At 71.2% G+C, this 22301-nt stretch carries 19 protein-coding genes and 2 pseudogenes; 8 read left to right on the forward strand and 13 right to left on the reverse strand.

What is annotated here, in order from left to right:
- Positions 1–2: 2 nt before the first annotated feature.
- Positions 3–1370 carry an extracellular solute-binding protein gene (locus Prubr_RS35380; RefSeq protein WP_246569128.1) on the reverse strand — a complete coding sequence of 456 codons (1368 nt, stop codon included), beginning with the start codon at positions 1368–1370 and terminating at the stop codon, positions 3–5.
- Positions 1371–1509: 139 nt separating this feature from the next.
- Here Prubr_RS35380 and Prubr_RS35385 point away from each other — a divergent pair, with 139 nt between their 5' ends.
- Positions 1510–2661 carry a LacI family DNA-binding transcriptional regulator gene (locus tag Prubr_RS35385; protein WP_212819962.1) on the forward strand — a complete coding sequence of 384 codons (1152 nt, stop codon included), beginning with the start codon at positions 1510–1512 and terminating at the stop codon, positions 2659–2661.
- A 63-nt stretch (positions 2662–2724) separates the two neighbouring features.
- On the opposite strand, the gene Prubr_RS35390 is transcribed toward Prubr_RS35385, so the two are convergent.
- Positions 2725–3378 (reverse strand): ThuA domain-containing protein, encoded by a 654-nt coding sequence (locus tag Prubr_RS35390; RefSeq protein WP_212819964.1) that lies wholly within the window; start codon positions 3376–3378, stop codon positions 2725–2727.
- Positions 3379–3415: 37 nt separating this feature from the next.
- Complete coding sequence (locus Prubr_RS35395) at positions 3416–4267, reverse strand: EamA family transporter (protein WP_246568107.1); 852 nt, start codon at positions 4265–4267, stop codon at positions 3416–3418.
- A 21-nt stretch (positions 4268–4288) separates the two neighbouring features.
- Here Prubr_RS35395 and Prubr_RS35400 point away from each other — a divergent pair, with 21 nt between their 5' ends.
- Both Prubr_RS35400 and Prubr_RS35405 read left to right on the forward strand, forming a co-directional pair.
- On the forward strand, positions 4289–4963 hold the full coding sequence (locus tag Prubr_RS35400) for a LysR substrate-binding domain-containing protein (RefSeq protein ID WP_246568108.1): 675 nt from the start codon (positions 4289–4291) through the stop codon (positions 4961–4963).
- Positions 4964–5117: 154 nt separating this feature from the next.
- Positions 5118–5558 carry a carboxymuconolactone decarboxylase family protein gene (locus Prubr_RS35405; protein ID WP_212819966.1) on the forward strand — a complete coding sequence of 147 codons (441 nt, stop codon included), beginning with the start codon at positions 5118–5120 and terminating at the stop codon, positions 5556–5558.
- Here the strand turns inward: Prubr_RS35405 and Prubr_RS35410 are convergent.
- Together Prubr_RS35410 and Prubr_RS35415 are read right to left on the reverse strand one after the other, a co-directional pair.
- Positions 5555–6451, reverse strand: coding sequence for a sigma factor (locus Prubr_RS35410; RefSeq protein WP_212819968.1), 897 nt, complete (start codon positions 6449–6451; stop codon positions 5555–5557). The genes Prubr_RS35405 and Prubr_RS35410 overlap by 4 nt on opposite strands.
- Before the next feature lie 95 nt (positions 6452–6546).
- The gene (locus Prubr_RS35415) at positions 6547–6717 is read right to left on the reverse strand and encodes a hypothetical protein (protein ID WP_246568109.1); all 171 of its coding nucleotides are present in this window, start codon (positions 6715–6717) and stop codon (positions 6547–6549) included.
- Positions 6718–6919: 202 nt separating this feature from the next.
- Here Prubr_RS35415 and gdhA point away from each other — a divergent pair, with 202 nt between their 5' ends.
- Positions 6920–8263 carry an NADP-specific glutamate dehydrogenase gene (gene gdhA, locus Prubr_RS35420; RefSeq protein WP_212819972.1) on the forward strand — a complete coding sequence of 448 codons (1344 nt, stop codon included), beginning with the start codon at positions 6920–6922 and terminating at the stop codon, positions 8261–8263.
- A gap of 664 nt (positions 8264–8927) precedes the next feature.
- On the opposite strand, the gene Prubr_RS35425 is transcribed toward gdhA, so the two are convergent.
- From Prubr_RS35425 to Prubr_RS35435, 3 genes are read right to left on the reverse strand one after another with little or no spacing between them, the layout of a single operon-like run.
- On the reverse strand, positions 8928–10106 hold the full coding sequence (locus tag Prubr_RS35425; protein WP_212819974.1) for an acyl-CoA dehydrogenase family protein: 1179 nt from the start codon (positions 10104–10106) through the stop codon (positions 8928–8930).
- A gap of 54 nt (positions 10107–10160) precedes the next feature.
- Positions 10161–11246 (reverse strand): ABC transporter ATP-binding protein, encoded by a 1086-nt coding sequence (locus Prubr_RS35430; protein ID WP_212819976.1) that lies wholly within the window; start codon positions 11244–11246, stop codon positions 10161–10163.
- Complete coding sequence (locus tag Prubr_RS35435) at positions 11246–12289, reverse strand: ABC transporter ATP-binding protein (RefSeq protein ID WP_212819978.1); 1044 nt, start codon at positions 12287–12289, stop codon at positions 11246–11248. Before Prubr_RS35435 ends, Prubr_RS35430 begins: the two co-directional genes overlap by 1 nt.
- A 124-nt stretch (positions 12290–12413) precedes the next feature.
- Between Prubr_RS35435 and Prubr_RS35440 the strand changes: the two genes are divergently transcribed.
- From Prubr_RS35440 to Prubr_RS35455, 4 genes and pseudogenes are all read left to right on the forward strand, one after another.
- Positions 12414–12926, forward strand: coding sequence for an Lrp/AsnC family transcriptional regulator (locus Prubr_RS35440; protein WP_212819981.1), 513 nt, complete (start codon positions 12414–12416; stop codon positions 12924–12926).
- Between the two features lie 50 nt (positions 12927–12976).
- On the forward strand, positions 12977–13924 hold the full coding sequence (gene nikB, locus Prubr_RS35445) for a nickel ABC transporter permease (RefSeq protein WP_246568111.1): 948 nt from the start codon (positions 12977–12979) through the stop codon (positions 13922–13924).
- Between the two features lie 46 nt (positions 13925–13970).
- Positions 13971–14807 carry an ABC transporter permease gene (locus Prubr_RS35450; RefSeq protein WP_212819982.1) on the forward strand — a complete coding sequence of 279 codons (837 nt, stop codon included), beginning with the start codon at positions 13971–13973 and terminating at the stop codon, positions 14805–14807.
- Positions 14808–14827: 20 nt separating this feature from the next.
- Positions 14828–17028 (forward strand): annotated as a pseudogene (locus Prubr_RS35455) (thiamine pyrophosphate-dependent enzyme).
- A 52-nt stretch (positions 17029–17080) separates the two neighbouring features.
- Here Prubr_RS35455 and Prubr_RS35460 read toward each other — a convergent pair.
- The 5 genes and pseudogenes from Prubr_RS35460 to Prubr_RS35485 form a co-directional block, all read right to left on the reverse strand.
- Positions 17081–18061, reverse strand: coding sequence for a D-2-hydroxyacid dehydrogenase (locus Prubr_RS35460; RefSeq protein WP_212819984.1), 981 nt, complete (start codon positions 18059–18061; stop codon positions 17081–17083).
- Positions 18058–18267, reverse strand: a complete 210-nt coding sequence (locus Prubr_RS35465; protein WP_212819986.1) for a tautomerase family protein — start codon at positions 18265–18267, stop codon at positions 18058–18060. Before Prubr_RS35465 ends, Prubr_RS35460 begins: the two co-directional genes overlap by 4 nt.
- 5 nt (positions 18268–18272) lie before the next feature.
- Positions 18273–19145, reverse strand: a complete 873-nt coding sequence (locus Prubr_RS35470) for a tetratricopeptide repeat protein (RefSeq protein WP_212819988.1) — start codon at positions 19143–19145, stop codon at positions 18273–18275.
- Positions 19146–19281: 136 nt separating this feature from the next.
- A pseudogene (locus Prubr_RS38510) lies at positions 19282–20894 on the reverse strand (ABC transporter substrate-binding protein).
- Positions 20872–21951, reverse strand: a complete 1080-nt coding sequence (locus tag Prubr_RS35485; RefSeq protein ID WP_212819994.1) for a dipeptidase — start codon at positions 21949–21951, stop codon at positions 20872–20874. The pseudogene Prubr_RS38510 and the gene Prubr_RS35485 overlap by 23 nt, the downstream one beginning before the upstream one ends.
- Positions 21952–22301 lie beyond the last annotated feature (350 nt).

Genomic DNA, 22301 nt, shown 5'->3' on the forward strand with positions numbered 1-22301 from the left:
GCTCACTGGGCCCGGGCAAGCGCGGCGGCGACGGTCTTCTCGGCCTTGCCGAGCAGGTCGGGGATGTCGGCGTCGTCGCGGGAGAGGACGGCCTGCACGACCGGGTCGAGTGCGGCGTACACCTCCTGGGCGGCGACCGGTGGTTCGACCTGGAAGCCGAGGGTGCCGTTGCCGGCGATGTACGGCCCGGCGTGGGCGAGCGGGAAGTTGGCGTGCTTGGCCACCTCGGCGTCGACGGCGGCGGTGGTGGCCGCGTCGAACATCGGCACGAGCGGGGTGCCGACCGGCAGGTTGTCGGCCTTGCGGCCGGCGGCGTCGGTGCCGGCGGCGGCGGGGTCGTGCAGCACCCGCAGGTAGTAGAAGTCGATCCACTTCAGGCCGGCGCGGCGCTGGGCGGCGGTGGCCTTCGGGTTCATCATCGCGACCGTGCCGCCCATGAGCGTCTGGTTGCCGCCACCCTGGGGCAGGGCGCCGATGCCGAAGGTCGACGGGTCGGCCTTGTAGACGGTGAGGTACTGGTTGAACACCTCGGACCCGTTGATCATCATGCCGATCTTGCCGGCGGCGAAGTCGCGGGTGGCGTCCTCGCTGCTGAGCAGCGGCTTGTCCCCCATCGTCCGGTCCTGCCAGCGCATCGTCTTGAGCAGGTCGAGGGCGGCGGTGGCGGGTGCGGCGTTGAAGGCGGCGACCCACTTGCCGTCCTTCTCCTGCTGCATGGTCCCGCCCAGCGAGTAGGTCATCGCGGTGAGGTGCCAGCCGCCGCCGTTCTTGGTGGTCAGTTGCGCGTACGGCACGTCGACGTGGCCCTTGAGCCGTTGGGCGGTGGTGCGTACCTCGTCCCAGGTGGTCGGCGGCCGGTCCGGGTCGAGGCCGGCCTTGACGAACGCGTCCCGGTTGATGATCAACCCCAGCGTGTACGACTTGATCGGGATCCCGTACGTCTTCCCGTCGACCCGGACGAAGTCGAGGATCTTGGGGTTGATCTTCTGGACGACCGGCAGTTCGCCGACCTCGGCCGACAGGTCGGCCACCTGGCGGCGCTCGATCAGGCTGCCGGGTTCGGTGAACGGCACCAGGAAGACCGTCTCGGCGGTGCCACCGGCGAGCTTGGCCTGGAACGTCGTGGTCTCCCACTTGTATTCGACCGGTTCGACGTCGATGTCGGGGTTGGCCGCCTCGAACTCCCGTACCCGCTCCTCGAAGGCGGCGCGGTTGGCGGCCTGGGTGGTGGGCGGCAGCCCCATGACCGAGATCTTCGTCTTTCCGTCGGAACCGCCGTCGGCGTCGTCGCCGCCGCAGGCGGTCAGGCCGCCGGCGGCCAGTGCCGCCGCCAGGCCGAGCACGAGCCGGCGACGGTATCCGCTTTCCATGGTCACGTCAGCCTCCAGGATCAGGGATGTGCAGGAGGCTGTTTCTACCATGTTAATGCAGGTGCCTCAATGCTCGGTCTACGTCATATGTCCGCAATACGACCGTCTCGCACTTATATTAATGTGGTAATCTCTGATCATGAGCAGTGACGGCGACGGGCGGTCGCCCCTCTACCGGAAGGTCCAGCGCGACCTTCGCGCCACCCTGTTGCAGGGTGACTACGAACCGGGCGCGTTCTTCACCACCGAACGCGACGTCTGCGAGCGATTCGGCGTCAGCACCACGACCGCCGTACGGGCACTCAACGAACTCGTCGCCGAGGGACTCGTCGTCCGCCAGCCGGGTCGGGGCACCTTCGTCGCCGACCGGGCCGCGCCGCGGACCGCCGAGACACCCGCCGCACCCACCCCCGGCCCCGGCACGGTCTTCTGCGTCCTGCACGGCCTGCCCGGCCCGCACGTCGCCGACGTCCTGGCCGGCATCCAGACGGCCTGCGGCGAGATCGGCTACCGGCTGGTGCTCGCCGACTCCGGCGGCACCCCGGCGGGCGAGGCCGAGGCGCTGCGGCAGGCGGTCGCGGCAGGCGCCGACGGGGTGGTGCTCTACCCCTGCGACGGCCGGTCCGATCCCACCGCCCTCGACGAGGTGCACCGGCGCGGCGTGCCGATCGTGATGGTCGACCGCTACAGCGACGAACTGCCCACCGACGCGGTGTTCGCCGACAACTTCCTGGCCGGCCACGCCCTCACCACCGAACTGATCGCGCGCGGCCACGCCCGCATCGGGACACTGTGGAGCGAGACCGAGACCACCAGCGTGCGCGACCGGCTCAGCGGCCACAAGCACGCCCTGCGCGAGCACGGCCTGCCGGTGCTGCCCGCGCTGACCACCCTGCGGTCCTACCTCTACCTGCCCGAGACCCGCCGCCGGGCGGTGTTGACGTCCATGCTGGATGGGCCCGACCGGCCGACCGTGCTGTTGTGCGCCAACGGCTTCGCGCTCGCCACCGCCGTCACCGACCTGCTCGCCCTGGGTGTCGGGGTCCCCGACGAGGTCGACCTCGCCGGGATGGACACCGCCGGGCCGTTCGACCTGCTGCCGCTGACCGCCGTCGCCGCCGTCCTGCCGTCGCGGGAGATGGGCCGGCAGGCCGTCGGGCTGCTGCACAGCCGGCTCACCGGCACCGCCGAGCCGGCACCCCGGCACGTGACGCTGCCGGTCGGGATCCGGGTGCGGGAGTCCTCGACCGCGCACCTGCGCGCGGTCACCACCGGGCCCGTACCGGCCTGACGCCGGCTTGCCCCACGCTCCGGAACCCGCCACCGGGCGCAGCCGGTCTGACGGGGGGTGGAGCTAGCCGCCGGTGGCGTACCGGATCCCGCCGAGCAGGTGGGCCAGCACGGCCGGTTCCTCGTACGACTCGACGGTGTGCCCGACCGCGGTGTAGAACGACCGGCCGCCGAGGTTCTCGTGGCACCAGGCGATCGGGTGGTCGGCACCCATCCGGCCGCCCTCGTACGACGTCTCGTCGACCCGCAGCAGCACCCGCACCGACGGGCGCGGGTTGGTGCGAAAGTCGTACCACTCGTCGGTGCGCTCCCAGACGGCGGGCAGGTGTGCGGTGGCCGGATGGTCGTGGTCCGCCACGACGATCCGGCCCGGCTGCACCGCCGGATGCTGGTCGAACCAGGCGCCCACCAGGGCACCGTAGAACGGCCAGTCGTACTCGGTGGTCGACGCGCCGTGGATGCCGACGTAGCCGCCGCCGGCCCGCACGTAGCCCTCCAGCGCCGCCCGGGCGGCCGGGTCGTCGGAGATCGTCCCGCTGGTGCTCAGGAACGTCACCGCGGCGAAGCCGGCGAGTTCGTCCGGGGTCAGGACGGCCGGGTCCTCGGTCGCGACGACCTCGAACCCGTGCCCGCGGCCGAGCGCAGTCAGGGCCGCCACCCCGGCCGGGATCGACTCGTGCCGGAAGCCCGTCGTCCGGCTGTAGACCAGGATCCGCATCCGGTGAGCGTAGATCGTCGGATCCGGCACCTGGCCGTCAGGTAAGCGCTCCCCCGTCGCGGCGGGCGCGGGCGACGGCGAAGGCGTTGACGGTGACGACGATCGCGATGCCGGCCCACTCGTGCGGGCTCAGCACCTGCCCCAGCAACACCAGGCCGGCGAGCGCGGCCAGGACCGGGTGGATGCTCATCACCACGCCGAAGAGGCGGGCGGGTACCCGGCGCAGCGCGACCAGGTCGGCGGCGTACGGCACGACCGAACTGAGCAGGCCGGCCACCGCCGCGAACAGGAGGCCACCGCCGTGCAGCCGGCCCTGGACGAGCAGGGCGACGGCGACCGGCAGGCAGGCCAGCGCCGACACGGCGGTGGCCGCGGCGGGTGCCTGCAGGCCGGGCAGCCGGGCTCCGAGCAGGCGGTTGAGCAGGATGTACGCCGCCCAGCACGCGCCCGCCAGCAGGCCGAGTCCGATGCCGGGACAGTCGCTGGCAGGGCCGGGCAGGACCAGGACGTACACACCGACGGCGGCGCCCGCCGCGCAGGCCAGGTCGAGCCGGGTACGGGAACCGGCCAGCGCCACCGCGAGCGGGCCGAGGAACTCGAGGGTGACGGCCAGGCCGAGTCCGATCCGGTCGACCGCGGTGTAGAGGCTCAGGTTCATCGTGGCGAAGACGACTCCGAGCAGCAGCGTCGGCCACCACTGGGGCCAGGTGAAACGACGCAGGTCCGGGCGGACGGCCGGCAGCAGGACGGCGGCCGCGACGAGCTGCCGGACGGCGACGACACCGGCCGGGCCGACGGTGGCGAACGCGTGCGCACCGACGGCGGCACCGACCTGCGTGCTGGTCGCGCTGGCGACCATCGTCGCCAGCCCGCCGGCCAACGGGGCCACGTCGCGCTCACCGCCACCGGTGTGCGGGTCCTGGCGCGGGCCCGCAGCGTGCTCGACGAGGTCGCCGCGCTGCACCGCGTCGTCGAGCAGTCCCGCACCGAACTGCGGGTCGGGTACGCGTGGGCGGCACTGGGCAGGCACACCCGGCGGCTGCAGCGGGCGTGGGCGGCGACGCATCCGCGGCTGCCGCTGGTGTTCATCCAGTCCGCCACCGCGAGCGCGGGGCTCGCCGAAGGCGCCGTGGACGTGGCGGTGGTCCGCCGGCCGCTGCACGACCCGCGCTTCGACACCGCCCAGGTCGGCGTCGAGGCCCGCTACGCCGCCGTGGCCACCGACAACCGGCTGGCCCGGCGCCGGGCGGTGCGGCTCGCGGACCTGGCCCGGTACCCGGTGGCGATCGACGACCGGACCGGGACGACCACGCCGGACATGTGGCCGGCCGACGCCGCGCCGACCGCCATCCGGATCACGCACAGCGTGGACGAGTGGCTCACCCTGATCGCCGCCGGACAGGCCGTCGGGGTCACCTCCGAGGCGACCGCCAACCAGAATCCCCGACCGGGGGTGGCGTACCGGCCGCTGCGCGACGCCCGGCCGCTGCCGGTCTGGCTCGCGTGGTGGCACGACGACCCGCCCGCGTACCTCACCGACCTGCTCGACCTCGTCCGCGAGACGTACCGGCCGCCGGCCGGTTGACCGGCGGTACGGCCTTCCCGGCGGCCTCGGCCAGGCGGCGGCCGCCGGCACTGTCACATCCGCGGCCCCGCCGTCGACAACCCTGCGGAGGGCATCCCGTCCTCCCGTCGCCCGCGTGCAGCATGGGCGACGCCGGCAACGCTGAAGGACGACGATGGCACGCTTGAACATCAGCCAACACGCACCGCAGGGCTACCAGGCCGTGTTGGACCTGGACCGGTACGTGCGGGAGAACCTCGACCACGTCCTGCTCGACCTCGTGAAGCTGCGCGCCTCGCAACTCAACGGCTGCGGGTTCTGCGTCGACATGCACGCCACCGACCTGGAGAAGCTGGGCCAGCCCACCCGAAGGATCTACGCGGTCAGCGCCTGGCGGGAAACCGACTTCTTCACCGAGCGGGAGCGGGCGGCGCTGGCCCTGACCGAGGCGGTCACCCTGATCACCACCGGCGTCGACGACGCCGTCTGGGCCGAGGCGGCCCGCCTGTTTCCGGAGCGGGAACTGTCCGATCTGTTGCTCGCGATCGGGACGATCAACGTGTGGAACCGCGTCGCCGTGAGCACGCACGCGGCCCCGCCGCCCCTGGCCGGCTAGCCGGCCGCCGGATCCGGCGCGACCGGGCCCGGGACGGTGCCGTGCTTGTCCGGGTTGGACACGTCGAAGATCCGGTAGATCCGGCCGTCCCGCACCTGCAGCGAGATGACGTGGGCGGTACCGCCCAGGGTGACGATCGCGCCCGGCGTGCCGTTGACGGTGACCAGCCGCACGGCACGCCGGGCGTACGTCCCGCTCACCCCGACGACGAACCGGGCCACCTTCGCCGGACCGAACAGCGGGTTGAGGGCCGCACGGGTCCGGCCGCCCCCGTCGTTGTACGCGACGACGTCGTCGTGCAGCAGCGCGACGAGCGCCTCGAGATCACCGTCGCGGGCCGCCGACAGGAACGCCCCCAGCAGCGACCGCGTGACCGCGTCGTCGCCGTCCCGTCCGGCGGTGCCGGTCCCGGTCGGTGGCCCCTGCCGGTCGAGTGTCCTCGTGGCCCGGGTGTGGTGTTGCCGGGCGGCCGCCGGGGTGATGTCGAGGAACCCGGCGATCTCGTCGTGGCGGTAGCCGAGCGACCGCAGGACCACGACCGCCCGCTGCGGCGGGGTCAGCGCCTCGGCGATCAGCAGGAATGCCGTCGACAGGGTCTCCCGCGCCTCGACCAGGTCCGCGGCCGCCGGCTGCCGGTCGACGACGACCGGCTCGGGCAGCCACGGCCCGACGTAGCCCGACTCGCGTTGACGTCTGCGCAGCGCGTCGATCGCCCGTCGCACCGTCGTCTTCGTCAGCCACCCGCCCGGGTTCGCCACGTCGCCCGCGCCGGCCCACCACTCGACCGCGACGTCCTGCACCACGTCCTCGGCGTCGGTCCACGAGCCGACCATGCGATAGGCAAGTGCCGTCAGACGACCGCGCTGTCCCTCGAAGACGCCCTCGCGCGTCATGAAGCGGGGCGCCGATGGACCTGGACCACGTCCCGAACCCTATCGACGGCCGACCGAGGTCGGGTCACCGGTGTCAGGGGCAGGCCGCGACGCGCTCAGCCGGGAACGATCTCGCGGCGGTAGGCGCGGACCCGGGCACCGTCGGTCAGGGTCACCTCGATCCGGCCGTCGGTGTCGAGCGTCCGGCCGACCGAATGGACCTGTTTGCCGGCGTGGTCCGCACCACCGTCGGCGCGGTCGGGACGGAAGATCCAACCAAGGTTCACCGGTTCAGCAGCGCGCACAGCCATCCCCCCGAATAGCACAGACGTACGAGCGAACAGTCTAGTCATCCCACCCCGTCCGTGCGCCCGCGACACGGCGACGAATCCGGACGGCCCCCGTCGCCGCACGGCCGGAAATCCGGGTACGCGGATGTCGTAGGGTCTGAGCTGGGCAAATGGGGTGACGTACCCGGGAGGTAACGGGATGACCGCGCAGGACCGGCTGGAAACGATCTTCGCCGACGTGGTGCGCCGCAACCCCGGCGAGGCCGAGTTCCACCAGGCGGTGCGCGAGGTGCTGGACAGTGTCGTACCCGCCCTGACCCGGCACCCCGAGTACGCCGACGCGAAGATCATCGAGCGGATCTGCGAACCGGAGCGGCAGATCATCTTCCGGGTGCCGTGGGAGGACGACCGCGGCGAGGTGCACATCAACCGCGGCTTCCGGGTGGAGTTCAACAGCGCGCTCGGCCCGTACAAGGGCGGCCTGCGCTTCCATCCGTCGGTCTACCTGGGCATCGTGAAGTTCCTCGGGTTCGAGCAGCTGTTCAAGAACGCCCTGACCGGGATGCCGATCGGCGGCGGCAAGGGCGGCTCGGACTTCGATCCGAAGGGCCGCTCGGACCGTGAGGTGATGCGGTTCTGCCAGTCGTTCATGACCGAGCTGTACCGGCACATCGGCGAGTACACCGACGTGCCGGCGGGTGACATCGGCGTCGGCGGCCGGGAGATCGGCTATCTGTTCGGCCAGTACAAGCGCATCACCAACCGGTACGAGTCCGGGGTGTTGACCGGCAAGGGGCTGAGCTACGGCGGTGCCCAGGTACGCCGGGAGGCGACCGGGTACGGCACGGTGTTCTTCGCCGAGGAGATGCTGCGCGCCGCGGGCGACAGCTTCGACGGCAAGCGGGTCGTGGTGTCCGGGTCGGGCAACGTGGCGATCTACGCGATCGAGAAGGTGCAGCTGCTCGGTGGCACCGTCGTGGCGTGTTCGGACTCGTCCGGCTACGTCCGCGACGACAAGGGCATCGACCTCGACCTGCTGAAGGAGCTGAAGGAGATCCGGCGGGCCCGGATCGACGCGTACGCGGCGCGGCGGCCGCACGCCTCCTTCGTCGCCGGCCGTACGGTGTGGGAGGTGCCGTGCCAGGTCGCCCTTCCCTGCGCGACACAGAACGAGATCGGCGCGGCCGAGGCGGCGGCCCTCATCCGGGGCGGCTGCACCATCGTCGCCGAGGGCGCGAACATGCCGACCCGCCCGGACGCGGTCCGCGCGTTCGTCGAGGCCGGCGTCCGGTTCGCGCCGGGCAAGGCGGCCAACGCCGGCGGGGTGGCCGCCAGCGCGCTGGAGATGCAGCAGAACGCCAGCCGTGACTCGTGGACGTTCGCCCACTCGGAGCAGCGGCTGCGGGAGATCATGGCGGACATCCACGCCCGGTGCCACGCCACGGCGCAGGAGTACGGCATGCCGGGCAACTACGTCGCCGGCGCGAACATCGACGGCTTCCGGCGGGTGGCCGAGGCGATGCTCGCGCACGGCCTCATCTAGGGCGGGTGTCGTCACCGGGGATCTGGTCGGCCCGTCCCTGGCCCGCCCCAGCCCCCGCCCCGACAGCCCCGGCCCGCTGACGAGCTGAGCGTGGGAGGGGTTGTTCCGGCCGGAACAACCCCTCCCACGCTCAGCTCGTCCCGCGGGTTCCCCGTCCCAGAGTCATACGCGCCGAACGTCCGTCATCGGCGGGGGCGCCGCGCGAAGTCCCGTTGTTGATCTGAGCAGGAGGGACCTAACCCACGATCGATAAGGTCCCTCCTGCTCAGATCAACAACAGGGATCACCAACGACGCCCCGGCGCAGCCGCCCGGGCACCCAGGCGCCCCCGGCCGCCACCAGGCGCGGGACCCGGGAAGCATGCGGCCGCTGTCGGCTGTGACGACCACCCACCGAAACTCCCCGACGAAGCAAGCGACGGACAGCAGTAGACCGCGACCAGGGTCGCGAGTCGACCGAGCGCCGCCGCACCGTCTGGAGCCCGAGGACATGCGGCGAAGCCGTCATGCCCGCAGGGCGAAGACGGTGCACAGGGCGGCGCGAAGCGGAGCGAGCCAGCCGAGGCGGAGCCGAGGCCAGCAAACCCAGAGCGAGCCAGCCGAGGCGGAGCCGAGGCCAGCAAACCCAGAGCGAGCCAGCCGACCCGAAGGCGAGGCCAACCAACTCAACGGAAGGCGGCGTGCCCGGTCAGCGTCTGTCCGATGATCAGTTGGTGCACCTCGGAGGTGCCCTCGTAGGTGAGAACGGACTCCAGGTTGGCGGCGTGCCGCATGACCGGGTAGTCGAGCGTGATGCCCGCCGCGCCGAGGATCGTGCGGCAGGTGTTGGCGATCGCGAGGGCCTCGCGGACGCTGTTCAGCTTGCCGAGGCTGATCTGCCGGTGGTCCAGCGCCCCGGCGTCCTTCAGTCGGCCGAGGTGGAGGGCGAGCAGGAGGCCCTTGCCGAGTTCCACGGTCATGTCGGCCAGCTTGACCTGGGTGATCTGGTGTGCCGCCAGCGGCTTGTCGAAGATCTGCCGGCTCTGGGCGTAGGCGATCGTCGTCTCGAGGCAGTCCCGGGCGGCGCCGAGCGCGCCGAAGACGATGCCCATCCGCGCCTCGTTGAGGCAGGACAGGGGGCCGCCCATGCCGGTCACGCCGGGAAGTACGGCCTCGGCCGGCAGCCGTACGTCGTCGAGCACGAGTTCGGAGGTGACCGAGGCGCGCAGGGACAGCTTGCGCTTGATCTCCGGGGCGGTGAAGCCGGGGGTGTCGGTGGGTACGACGAACCCGCGGATCCCCTCGTCGGTGTGCGCCCAGACCACGGCGACGTCGGCGATCGAGCCGTTGGTGATCCACATCTTGGTGCCGTCGAGGATCCAGTCGGTGCCGTCGCGGCGGGCCCGGGTACGCATGCCGGCCGGGTCGGAGCCGAAGTCCGGTTCGGTGAGTCCGAAGCAGCCGATGGCCCGGCCGGCGGCCATCCCGGGCAGCCATTCCTGCTTGTGTTCGTCGGAGCCGAACCGCCACAGCGCGTACATCGCCAGCGAGCCCTGTACGGAGACCAGTGAGCGCAGGCCGGAGTCGCCGGCCTCCAGTTCCAGGCAGGCGAGGCCGTACGCGGTGGCGCTGGTGCCCGCGCAGCCGTACCCGGTCAGGTGCATGCCGAGCACGCCGAGTTCGCCGAGTTCGCGGGCGAGGTCGCGGGCCGGCAGGCGGCCGTCCTCGAACCAGGTGGCGACGTGCGGCCGGATGCGCCCGTCGACGAAGTGCCGCACGGCGGCCTGGAGGTCGCGGGTCTCGTCGTCGACCAGGGCGTCGGCGCCCAGGTAGTCCAACGGGGCGGCGGGGGTCACGAGGGGCACGGCCGGTCCTTCCGGGAGGGTGTCGCAGGGCTCGTCACGGGTTCGCGGAGACCGTCACTGGTTCGCGGACGTCGCGGTGGTGGGTTTCACCGGGCTGCCGGGGTCGGCCGGGCCGGGGTCCTCCGGGAAGTGGCAGGCGACCTGGTGACCGGCGCCCGCGTCGGCGAGGACCGGCGGGGTCACCGCGCAGACGTCCTGGGCCTTCCAGCAGCGGGTCCGGAACCGGCAGCCGGTGGGCGGGTTGAGCGGGCTGGGTACGTCGCCGGTGAGGATCCGCTGTTCGCGCTCGCGTTCGACGTCCGGGTCCGGGATCGGTACGGCCGACAGCAGCGCCTGGGTGTACGGGTGCCGGGGCCGGGTGTAGAGGCTCTCGCAGTCGGCGACCTCGACGACGGTGCCGAGGTACATCACCGCGATCCGGTCACAGAGGTGCCGTACGACGGCCAGGTCGTGTGCGATGAACATCATCGTCAGCCCGAGGTCCTCCTGCAGGGACTCCAGCAGGTTGACGATCTGGGCCTGGATGGAGACGTCCAGGGCGGACACCGGCTCGTCGGCGACGATGAACTCGGGGCTGCTCACCAGGGCCCGGGCGATGCCCACCCGCTGCCGCTGTCCGCCGGAGAGCTCGTGCGGGTAGCGGCCGTGCCACTGGCGGCTGATGCCGACCTTGTCCATGGTTTCCAGGGCTCTGGCGCGGCGTTCACCGGCGGAGCCGCCGGAGTGGACGAGCAGTGGTTCCTCGATGAGTTCGCCGATGGACATCCGCGGGTTCAGCGACGCGAACGGGTCCTGGAAGATCATCTGCATCCGGCGGCGCATGGCGCGCAGGCGGCCGCCGCGCTGGGTGGTGAGTTCGACGCCGTCGAACGTCACGCTTCCGGCGCTGGGCCTGATCAGTTGCAGGACGGCGCGGCCGGTCGTGGACTTGCCACAGCCGGATTCGCCGACGACGCCGAGGATCTCGCCGCGCAGGATGTCGAGGTCCACTCCGGACACCGCACGCAGGCGGGCCGGCCGCAGCGCGCCGCGTACCGGGACCTTGAAGTCCACGGTGAGGTCGCGGGCCCGGACGAGCACGGCGGGGTCGTGCGCTGTCTTGACCAGTGTGTCGCCGGCGGCGGCCGGTGCCTTGGACATCATTTCTCCTCGACGAGTTGACCGGCGTAGCGGTCCTTCGTGGACAGCCAGCCGCCGTGGGACGCGTCCTGCATGCCCCAGCACCTGGTCTGTTGGTCGCGTTCGGACGTCTCCCGGGGGGCGGTCAGAGCGGGCGGCGAGTCGAGGCAGACGTCCCGGCGGTGCACACAGCGGGGCGCGAACCGGCAGCCGGACGGCATCGCCGACAGCTCCGGGGGCTGGCCGCTGATCGGACGCAACCGGCCGCCGCGGGCCTGGTCGAGTCGTGGCACCGAGCCCAGCAGCCCCCAGGTGTACGGCATCTGGGGACGGCGGAAGAGGTCGCCTGTCTCGGCGCTCTCCACGATCTGGCCGGCGTACATGACGTTGACCCGCTCCGCCATGCCGGCGACGACACCGAGGTCGTGGGTGATGAACAGGACGGCGGTGCGGGTTTCGACGGCGAGTTCACGCAGCAGGGCGAGGACCTGGGCCTGGATGGTGACGTCGAGCGCGGTCGTGATCTCGTCGGCCAGGATCAGGCGCGGTCTGCACGACAGGGCCATCGCGATCATCACCCGCTGGCGCATTCCGCCGGAGAGCTGGTGGGGGTAGGAACTCAGGCGGGTCGCGGCGGCGGGGATCCGGACCATGTCGAGCAGTTCGACGGCCCGGGCGCGGGCGGCCGCACCGCGCAGCCCCAGGTGCAGGTTCAGCGACTCGGTGAGCTGTCTGCCCACCGTCAGCACCGGGTTCAGTGAGGTCATCGGATCCTGGAAGATCATCGCGATGCCGCTGCCCCGCACCGCCCGTAGCTCGCGCGGGCGCATCCGGAGCAGGTCGCGGCCCTCGAAGAGCACCTGGCCGCCGGCGACCCGGCCGACCGGCGGAACGATGAGTCCCATGATCGATTGAGCGGTCGCGGACTTCCCGCAGCCGGACTCACCGACCAGGGCCACCATCTCCCCCGCGTCCACAGTGAACGAGACACCGTCGACAGCCGTGACCGCCCGGCGTCCCGCGCCGAACTCCGTGCGCAGGTCCCGTACTTCAAGCAAGGCCATCGGAAACCTCTGTTTTCTGTTCGCCGAGTGCCGTTATTCGTCAGCCGGGAGTCTTGCACATCCGATCATCGTCGTCTAGATTCACCGAATCGTCGAAGTACGGCGATTTCTGAGACGGGGCGGAATGGCGTCGAAAAGCTCGATCGAGAAGGACCGCAGCATCATCCGGGAACTGGTTCTGGACGCCCGCCAGACAAACGTGGCGCTCGCCGCCAAGGTGGGGCTGTCCGAGGGCTCCGTACGACGGCGGGTCGACCGGTTGGTGACTGAGGGCCAACTTCACTTCGCCGCCATCCCGAGCGCGCCCCTCATGGGACGCCCGGTGCACACCGTGTTCCAGATCCAGAGCGCGCCCGGCACCACCGACGAACTGATCGAAACCCTGACGGCGATGTCCGAAATGGCCTACGTCTACCACGTGACCGGCCAGTTCGACATCATCGCCGTCGGCTACTTCGCCTCCAGCGAAGACATGCGCCGGTTCTCCACCGAACGGCTCGGCCACCTGCGCGGCGTGATGGAGATCCGATCCGTCATGGTCCTGCGGGTCGCCAAGCGGGCCCACGAGTGGGCCCGCGACATCGCCAGCGACGACGACTCCGCCGACGCGGACGAGCCGGTGACACTCCCGAACTGAGTCCCCAAGCACCGCGGGTCATACTCACCCCGCAGTCTGGAGTTGACCCTTTGGCCCGCCTCATCCTGACCCGCCTGCTCGCGGTCGTGCCGGTACTACTGGGCATCTCGGTCATCTCGTTCTTCGTGATCCGGATGATCCCCGGCAATGTCATCAGCTCGATCATGGGTCAGGACTTCAGCGATCCCAAGCTCGAGGCCGAGATGCGCGCGTACTTCGGCCTCGACATGCCGATCCACGAGCAGTTCCTGAGCTGGTTCGGCCGGCTGCTCCACGGCGATTTCGGCACCTCCATGCGCAGCGGGCAGCCCGTCCTGGACGAGATCCTGGAGCGGCTGCCCGCCACCATGCTGCTGGCCGTCTCCGCCCTCGTGGTCTCGGTGCTCATCTCGATCCCGTTCGGGGTGCTGAGCGCCACCCGGCGCAACGGCCTGCTGGACGCCGGCTCCCGGCTGGCCTCGCTGATCGGCCTGTCGGTGCCGAACTTCTGGCTCGGCATCCTGCTGGTCTATCTCTTCTCGGTCACCCTGGGCTGGCTGCCGTCGCAGGGCGCCGGCAGCGGCGAGGGCGGCCTGGCCCAACTGAAATACCTCATCCTCCCGGCGGTCACCCTCGGCGCCAGCCTCGCCGCGATCAGCATGCGGATGACCCGGTCCAGCATGCTGGAGGTCCTCAACCAGGACTACGTGCGCACCGCCCGGGCCAAGGGCCTCAGCGAACGCGTCGTCGTCGTGCGGCACGCGCTGCGCAACTCCCTGATCCCGGTGATCACGGTGCTGGGCATCCAGGCCGGCGCCCTGCTCGGCGGCACCGTGGTGGTCGAGCAGGTCTTCTCCTGGCCGGGCCTGGGCACCATGGTGATCCGCGGCATCACCCAGCGGGACTACCCGGTGGTCCAGGGCACGCTGCTCTTCCTGGCCTTCTTCTACGTCGTGGTCAACCTCCTCGTCGACATCATCTACGTCTACCTGGATCCGAGGCTCCGCAGTGGTCACTGAACTCGCTTCCGCGCAACCCCTGCCGCCGGTCCGTCGACGGCCCGGGATGCGCCTCCTCCAGGCACTCGTACGCGACCGCATCGGCGCCGTCGGCCTGTTCCTCGTCGTCACCATCACGCTCGCCGCCATCCTGGCCCCGGTGATCGCCCCGTACGACCCCACCGCGATGTCCAACCAGCGCCTCGCCCCGCCCGGCGGCACGTTCCTGCTCGGCGCCGACGAGGCCGGCCGCGACCTGCTCAGCCGGGCCCTGTACGGGGCCCGGACCTCGCTGAGCGTCAGTCTGATCGTGGTCACCGGCGCCGGGATCATCGGCGTCGTCCTCGGCCTGCTCGCCGGGTTCTTCCGCGGCTGGCTCGACGGGGTGATCACCCCCGCGATGGACGTGCTCTTCTCGTTCCCCACCCTGCTGCTGGCGCTGGCCGTCGTCGCCGCCCGCGGGCCCGGCACCGAGAACCTCATCCTGGCCCTGATCATCGTCTTCATCCCGAGCTTCGCCCGGATCGTCCGGGGCACCGCGATGTCGATCGTCAAGGAGCCGTACGTCGAGTCCGGGCGCGCGGTCGGGCTGAGCAACACCCGCCTCATCTTCAAGTACGTCCTGCCGAACGCGGTGGCGCCGATCGCCGTGCAGTTCACCACCAGCCTCGCGTACGCGATCCTGATCGAGGCGTCGCTGGGCTATCTCGGGCTCGGTGTCCAACCGCCGCAGCCGTCGTGGGGATCGATGCTGTCGTCCGGCAAGGCGTTCATGGAGATGTCGATGTGGCCCTCCCTGGTGCCCGGCATCTGCATCATGCTCACCGTCCTCGGGTTCAACCTGCTCGGCGACACGATCCGCGACGCGCTGGATCCGCGCCTGCGCAGCCGGACCGGACACTAGCCGGGACGGGGGCACACCCGATGGAGTCCGTCGACGAACACCTGGTCCGCCGCCTCACCGAATGGTCCGCGGGCACTCCCCTGCCCGCGGCACTCGAAGACGGGCCGGCCGGCCCCGACGAGCGGTCGCTGCTGGCCTATCTGGACGCGCAACTGGAGAGCCGGCACCTCGACCTCGCGCTGCGCTGGCTGCAGGCGCGCGGCGAAGGGTTCTACACGATCGGCTCCAGCGGCCACGAGAGCAACGCCGCCGTCGCCCTGGCCCTGCGCCCCACCGACCCGGCGCTGCTGCACTACCGGTCCGGCGGCTTCTACGCCGCCCGGGCCGGCCAGGTCCCCGGGACCACGCCGATCGCCGACGTGCTGCACTCCGCCGCCGCGTCGCGGCACGACCCCATCTCCGGCGGCCGGCACAAGGTGTTCGGCCACCACGGGCTGGCGATCGTGCCGCAGACCTCGACCATCTCCTCACACCTGCCCCGGGCCGTCGGCATGGCGTTCGCGCTGGGCCGGGGCCGGCGGCCGACCGGTTCCCCGCCGACGCCGTGGTGGTGTGCAGCTTCGGTGACGCCTCGGCCAACCACTCCACGGCGGTCGGCGCGCTGAACGCCGCCGGCTGGTGCGCGCACCAGGGCATCCCGATGCCCTTGCTGCTGGTCTGCGAGGACAACGGGATCGGGATCAGCACCCGGACGCCCGACGGCTGGACCGGCCGCGCCCTGTCGATGCTGCCCGGCATCGAGTACGTGGCGGTCGACGGCACGGCACCGGGCCGGCTGCTGACCACCGCCGCCGAGGTCGCCCACCGGGTACGCGGGCAGCGCCGCCCGGTGCTGCTGCACCTGCGTACCGTGCGCTTCATGGGCCACGCCGGCTCCGACGCCGAACTGGCGTACCGCACCCGGGCCGAGATCCTCGCCGACTACGCACGCGACCCGATCCTGGCCACGGCGGCCCTGCTGGCCCGCCGGGGCGTACTGGATCCGGCCGCGACGCTGGCCCGCTACGAGGCCATCCGGGAACGGGTCATGACGCAGGCCCGGGCCATGGTCGGCCGGGTCGAGCGGCTGGACAGCACCCGGGCTGTCGTCGCCCCGCTGACCGACCGCCGCCCGGCCGCGGTGAGTGCCGCCGCGGCCCGCGCCGGCGCCGGCCGGGAGTCGGCGTTCGGCGGAAAGCCGCCCGAGACCCGCCCACCGCTCACGCTCGGCCAGTCGATCAACGCCGCGCTGCACGACGCGCTGCTCACCTGGCCCCGGGCGCTGGTGTTCGGCGAGGACGTGGCCCGCAAGGGCGGCGTGTACGGGGCCACCCGCGGGCTACGGAAGACGTTCGGCGCGGCGCGGGTCTTCGACACCCTGCTCGACGAGCAGACCATCCTCGGCGTCGCGCTGGGCGGGGCGCTGACCGGCGCCCTGCCGATCCCCGAGATCCAGTACCTGGCGTACCTGCACAACGCCGAGGACCAGTTGCGTGGCGAGGCCGCGTCGCTACGGTTCTTCTCGGCCGGCCGGTACTCCAACGGCATGGTGGTCCGCATCGCCGGCCTGGCGTACCAGAAGGGGTTCGGCGGGCACTTCCACAACGACAACTCGGTGGCCGTACTGCGCGACATCCCCGGCCTGGCACTGGCCGTGGCCGCCCATCCGGCCACCGCGCCGGCCCTGCTGCGGCAGTGCCTCGCCCTGGCCGAGCAGGAGGGCCGGGTCTGCGTCTTCCTCGAACCGATCGCGCTCTACCACGAACGCGACCTGCACGCCGAGGGCGACGGCGGCTGGCTGGCGCCGTACCTGCCGCCGGACGGGTGGGCGGCGGCGGAACAGCCGTTGGGCCGGGTCCGCACCGTACGCGACGGCGGCGACCTGGTGCTGGTCACCTACGGCAACGGGGTACGGATGAGCCTGCGCGTCGCGCAGACCCTGCGCCGGGACGGGATCGACGCCCGGGTGGTGGACCTCCAGTGGCTGTCGCCGTTGCCGGCCGAGAGCCTGCTCGACGCCGTCGGGGGTGTGCCGCACACGCTCGTCGTGGACGAGGGCCGGGCCAGCGGCGGGGTCGCCGAGGCGGTCGTCACCGCGCTGGTGGACGCCCGGTACGCCGGTACGGTCGGCCGGGTCACCAGCGTCGACAGCTACGTGCCCCTCGGGCCGGCGACCGAGCACGTACTCCTGGGTGAGACCGGCATCCTGGCCGCCGCCCGCGACCTGCTCGGCCGCCGGTAGACGCAGACGCGGTGCCCACCCGCCGAGGGGGCGGGTGGGCACCGTGGGCGGCTCAGTAGCCGAGGTCGGGCTGTCGCATCGCGCCGACCGGCTGCCCGCCGGCGAGGAACCGGTCGAAGTTCGCGCAGAAGTCCTCGTACAGCCGGTTGATGTTGCCCGCGGCCCGGAACGACGTGTGCGGGGTGACCATCGTGCGGGGCAGTCCCCACAGCCGGCTGGCGGCCGGCAGCGGCTCCTCCTCGAAGACGTCGAGCACCGCACCCGAGATCGTGCCGCTGGTGACCGCGTCCACGAGGGCGTCCTCGACGACCAGCGCACCCCGGCCCACGTTGATGAGGACCGCGGACTCCTTCATCGCCGCGAAGTGCTCCGCGTCGAAGAAGTAGCGGTTCTCCGGGGTCAGCGGCATCGCCAGCACCACCCAGTCGGCCTCCGGCAGCACCGTCCGGGCCTCGCCGGCGGGAACCACCCGGTCGAAGCCCTCGACGGCGCCGCCGCCGCGGTTGACGCCGATCGCCCGGGCACCGAGCGCCCGGGCCCGCCAGGCGACCTCACCACCGATCGAGCCGGTGCCGAAGACCAGCATCGTGCTGCCGATGAAGTCGCGGGCGACCAGCCGCACCCACTCGTGCCGGTCCTGTGCCTCCCGCAACGCGGGGAAGGCCCGGGCGTGCAGCAGCGCGGACGCGATGACGTACTCGGCGATCGGCACGTTGTAGGAGTGCGGCGAGCGGGTGTACAGCAGGCCCTCGGCCAGCCGGCGCTGGAAGAGTTCGCCGCCGACCCAGTCGAAGCCGGCCGCGGTGATCTGCACCCAGCGCAGCTTCGGCGCGTTGGCCAGGATGCCGTCGAACATCTCCTCCCCCATGGAGCTGCGCAGCATCACCTCGGCGTCGAGGTAGTCGGGAAGCAGCGGCCCGGCGTCGGGTACGGCGGTGAACCGGCACCGCGGGTAGCGCGCCACGAGGTCCGGCCGCATCCCGGCCAGGTTCTCGCTGATCAGTACGTGCGGTCCCGGCGTGGTGTCGCTCATGCTGTCCCTTCGGCCCGCGCCGCCGCCGCGCGCTTGCTGTAGGGAATCCCGCCCTTCGCCCACAGGTCCATCGAGATCTCGTACAGGATGACCTGGGTGCTCTCGCGCGGCGAACCGTACTTGACCATCACGTCGGTCAGGTCGGCGATGATCGCCTCCCGGGTCTCCTGGTCACGGGCGCCGAGCTCGACACGGATGGTGGCCATCTGGATCACTCCTTCACGGACGCCGGCACGCCGGCGAAATCGGGGTTGCGGGAGAATTCGGCCTGGACGGCCAGGTAGGCGAAGGCGTGCGCGACGCCGGTACGCAGCACCGCGTCGAAGGTCTCGCGGGCCTTCTCGATGTCGCCGTGGTAGTAGTACCAGTTGCCCAGGCCGTAGCCCTGCGTCGCGGTGCGCAGGTCGTCGCCGGCCACCATCTGCCACAGCTGGTCGGCGGTGAGTTCGCCGGTGTAGAGCCGCATCCGGCTCTCGTAGCCGACGTAGTGGTCCTCGTCGACGAGGTCGATGTGCCGGAACCGGTCCAGCACCTCCTCGGCCTCCACCGGCCGGCCGAGCCGGCGCAGCGCCATGTACTGCCAGTCCTGCGAGGCGACGGTGCCCTCCTGGTGCCGCGAGCTGCGCTCCGCCTCGCGGAACGACGGCAGGCACGCCTCGAAGTCACCGAGCAGGTACTGGGCGACGCCCAGGTGGTACCAGACCGAGGTGTGCAGGGTGGTGTTGTAGCGGCCGAGTTCCGCCGGGTTCTCCGCCGCCTGCCGCTCGCCGAGGTGCTGCGGGCGGACGTTCTCCGGCCGGCCGAGGACGAGGCTGACGACGTCCTTCTCGACCTCGGGCTGGTACATCTCGTACTCGTCCTCGACGTCCGCGAGTCCTTCGGCCGCGACCGTCAGGTCGGCGACCGCGCCGGTGTAGTCCCCGGTCGAGATGCGCCGGTGGCCGCGGAACCGCAGCAGTCGTACATTGCCGGGCTCGGCCTCGAGCGCCTCGGTGAGCAGTGCGACGGCGTCGGCATGCTTGTTCAGGTAGCCCTTGAGCCGGGCGGCCATGATGTAGCGGTCGGTCAGCGGAACAGACGCCATGGTTTGCCTTTCGGTGGTGGCGTCACGGACCCCCGGGGTCCGTGACGCGGTGGGACAGGGTCGTGCGGGCGCGGAGGGCGATGCGGTGGGCCGGCCGGGGGTGCCGCCGGGTGTTCGGCACCCCCGGCCGGGCCGGTCAGCGGTCGAGCCAGAGGTGGCGGTAGAAGCGGTACGTCGGGGTGGGGTCGCCCTTGTAGCCCATGACGTCCTTCTTCACCACGTCGAAGTCGGCGTTGAGGAACGTCATCGCCACCGGGCCGCGGTCGGCCAGGATGGTTTCGGCCTGCTGGTAGAGCGCGGCCCGCTTCTCGCGGTCCAGCTCCGAACGGGCCTGGACGATCAGCGCCTCGTACTCGGCGTCGTGCCAGTTGCCGTAGTTCAGGCCGCCGCCCTTGAGGAAGCTGGCACTGAACCGCTCGTCCGGGTCGTAGGTCAGTCCGAAGCCGGACTGGTACATGTCGAACTCACCGGACTTGGTCTTGGTGTCGGCGATGCTGGCCTCGACCGACTCGATGGTGACCTTGATCCCGATCTTGGCGAGCTGCTGCTGCTCCACCTCGGCGGAACGCACCTGGAACGCCGACGTCGCGATGACCATGAGGGTGGCCTCGAAACCGTCGGGGTGACCGGCCTCGGCCAGCAGTGCCTTGGCCTTCTCGATGTCGGCGCCGCCGTAGACGGGCTGGGTGAGCGCGCCGAAGCGGTCCGGCGGCAGGTAGCCGGCGTTGAGGGCGGTGCCGTAGCCGGAGTTGGCGACGTTCAGGATCTCCTGCCGGTCGAGGGCGAGGAAGATCGCCTGCCGGACCCGGACATCGTCGTACGGCGCCTTGGAGGTGTTGAGCCGCAGGTGCAGCGACAGCGAGCCGGACCCGCCGTACCACTTCAGCGCCTCGTCGGCCTTGAGCGCGTCGATGAACTCGGGGCCGGCCGCCACAGGAAGTCCACGGTGCCGCTGCGGATGGCCGCGGCGCGCGCGTTGTCGTCGGGGTTGAAGGTGAAGTCGAGGCCGTCGAGGTAGGGAACGCCGGGCTCCCAGTACTTGTCGTGCTTGTCGAGCTTGATGGCCTGGCCGGTGACCCGGGCCGCCATCTTGAACGGGCCGCTGCCGCCGTCGACGCTGCCGTTGAGGCCGGTCGAGTCGACGACCGTACGGTCGACGATCGAGGAGGCGGCGGTCGACAGCAGGGTGAGGATGGCGGCGTTGGGGTTGGCCAGGGTGAACACGGCGGTGTGTTCGTCCTGGGCGGTCACCGACGTGATCGACTCGTAGCTGCGGGCCCGCGGGGCCCGGGTCGCCGGGTCCTTGATGCGCTCGATGGAGTACTTGACGTCTTCCGCGGTGACTTTGCGGCCGCTGTGGAAGAACGCGTTGTCGCGCAGTTTGAAGGTCAGGGTCAGGCCGTCGGGGCTCTGCTCCCACGATTCGGCGATCGCGGGCCTGATCTCACCGCGGTACGACTGGACCAGCGATTCGTAGATCTGTTCGTTGATGACGAACGCCGAGGTCTCCGACATGCGGTGCGGATCGAGTTCGGTGGCGTCGAGCCGGATCATGACGTTCAGCCGGCCACCGGACTTGGGCTGCCCGGCCGGCGGGTTCTCGTCCTCGAGGCGGACGTTGCTGCTCAGGCCGTCGTTGGTCGTGCCGCCATTGTCCGCCGACGGCGGTGCGCCGCCTCCGGAACAGCCGGCCAGCACCGCCACGGCGACCCCAGCCGCGAGGACCTTATGTAGGGTTCGAACTCTCATGCCTTTCTCCTTGCTCGGGTGGAGATTGCAGCGTGGTGGTGGTGGCGGGCTTCCAGGTTTCACCGAAGACCCGCAGCCAGTTGCCGCCGAGGATCCTGGTGACTTCGTCGGGTGCGAATCCGCCGTCGAGGAGTGCGGTGGTGAAGTTCGGGAACTGCGCGGCGTCGTCCATCCCGACCGCCCGGCGCTCGTGCCAGGCCCAGTCACCCAGCAGGGTGCGGTGTAGGACGATCTGCTGCTCCCGCATGGCTTCGGTGAGCGTCTCGTCGTAGTCGGTCGCGATGGCGACGTGGTCGACACCCGCCACCTCGACGACACGGGCCACGTGCTCGACGAACCGGGCCAGGTCCGGACGCCGCCGCGGCTCCTCGGGGTAGTAGAGGAAGCCGGACAGGCTGGTGATCCCGATGACGCCCCGCTGTTCGGCGAGACGGCGCAGGAAGGCGTCGTCCTTGGCCCGGATGTGCGGTGACAGTCCGTCGCAGAACGAGTGGGTGACGACGACGGGACGGTCGGAGGCGTCCATCGCGTCGAGGCCGGTGCGCTGGCCGCAGTGGGAGACGTCGACCAGGATGCCGAGTTCGTTCATGGCGCGGACGAAGGTCCGCCCCTGGGCGGTCAGCCCGGAGTCGGTCTTCTCACCGCAGCCGGCGCCCAGCAGGTTCTGCCGCTGGTACGTCAGCTGCAGGACTCGTACGCCCAGGTCGTAGAAGGTGCCGAGCAGGTCCAGGTCGACGCCGATCATCTCGGTGTCCTGCGGGCCGAGGATGATCGCCTCCCGCCCGTCGGCCTTGGCCCGGTGGATGTCGTCGACGGTCAGGGCCAGCAGTGCGGCGTCGGAGTGTTCGTCGATCCAGCGGCGGCAGGTGTTGACTTCGCGCAGGGCGGTGACCGTGTCGACGTACGGGCGGGTGACGGTGTGGTTGACGGCCGTGACACCGCCACGACGGATCCGCTCGAGGTGCTCGTCGCTGAGCTCGATGACGGTGCTCCCGTCGACCACGGTGGCGGCGGTATGCAGCTCGTTGGGCGCGAGGACGGCGCGCTCAGTGTTCAACGTCGACTCCAGGTGTGTGCGCTCGGGAGATGGCCGCGACTCTACGAGGACACGCCAGATCTTGTCTATAGACTCGGGGATATCGTTAGTTGACCACTTTGAAATGACGAATTTCGTCGTTTTGGGTTTCAGGCTTATTGATCACCGATTGAGGGGCGGCCCGGCCGTCACCGCCCCGGCACGGGCGGCCGTCCCGCACCCGTCGCACGGTCGCCGCAGGTCAGACGCCCTCCCCGTGAGGGGTGCCGCCATAATTCCGTATATGGCGCGGTTTGCCACCCGCCATCCGGTCACAGTCGACCGCCGCCGCGCCAGCCATCCGCGGGCGGCGGGTTCCGACAGTCACCACC

It is taken from the genome of Polymorphospora rubra (genome assembly GCF_018324255.1).
Classification (GTDB): domain Bacteria; phylum Actinomycetota; class Actinomycetes; order Mycobacteriales; family Micromonosporaceae; genus Polymorphospora; species Polymorphospora rubra.

Excerpts from the sequence above, each read along its gene's own strand:
- Prubr_RS35465 (WP_212819986.1), bottom strand. The coding sequence starts at position 18,267 with ATGGCCACCATCCGTGTCGAGCTCGGCGCCCGTGACCAGGAGACCCGG.
- Prubr_RS35430 (WP_212819976.1), bottom strand. The coding sequence starts at position 11,246 with ATGTCCAAGGCACCGGCCGCCGCCGGCGACACACTGGTCAAGACAGCG.
- Prubr_RS35440 (WP_212819981.1), top strand. The coding sequence starts at position 12,414 with ATGGCGTCGAAAAGCTCGATCGAGAAGGACCGCAGCATCATCCGGGAA.
- Prubr_RS35410 (WP_212819968.1), bottom strand. The coding sequence starts at position 6,451 with ATGACGCGCGAGGGCGTCTTCGAGGGACAGCGCGGTCGTCTGACGGCA.
- Prubr_RS35390 (WP_212819964.1), bottom strand. The coding sequence starts at position 3,378 with ATGCGGATCCTGGTCTACAGCCGGACGACGGGCTTCCGGCACGAGTCG.
- gdhA (WP_212819972.1), top strand. The coding sequence starts at position 6,920 with ATGACCGCGCAGGACCGGCTGGAAACGATCTTCGCCGACGTGGTGCGC.
- Prubr_RS35385 (WP_212819962.1), top strand. The coding sequence starts at position 1,510 with ATGAGCAGTGACGGCGACGGGCGGTCGCCCCTCTACCGGAAGGTCCAG.
- Prubr_RS35405 (WP_212819966.1), top strand. The coding sequence starts at position 5,118 with ATGGCACGCTTGAACATCAGCCAACACGCACCGCAGGGCTACCAGGCC.
- Prubr_RS35470 (WP_212819988.1), bottom strand. The coding sequence starts at position 19,145 with ATGGCGTCTGTTCCGCTGACCGACCGCTACATCATGGCCGCCCGGCTC.
- Prubr_RS35450 (WP_212819982.1), top strand. The coding sequence starts at position 13,971 with ATGCGCCTCCTCCAGGCACTCGTACGCGACCGCATCGGCGCCGTCGGC.
- Prubr_RS35460 (WP_212819984.1), bottom strand. The coding sequence starts at position 18,061 with ATGAGCGACACCACGCCGGGACCGCACGTACTGATCAGCGAGAACCTG.
- Prubr_RS35435 (WP_212819978.1), bottom strand. The coding sequence starts at position 12,289 with ATGGCCTTGCTTGAAGTACGGGACCTGCGCACGGAGTTCGGCGCGGGA.
- Prubr_RS35380 (WP_246569128.1), bottom strand. The coding sequence starts at position 1,370 with ATGGAAAGCGGATACCGTCGCCGGCTCGTGCTCGGCCTGGCGGCGGCA.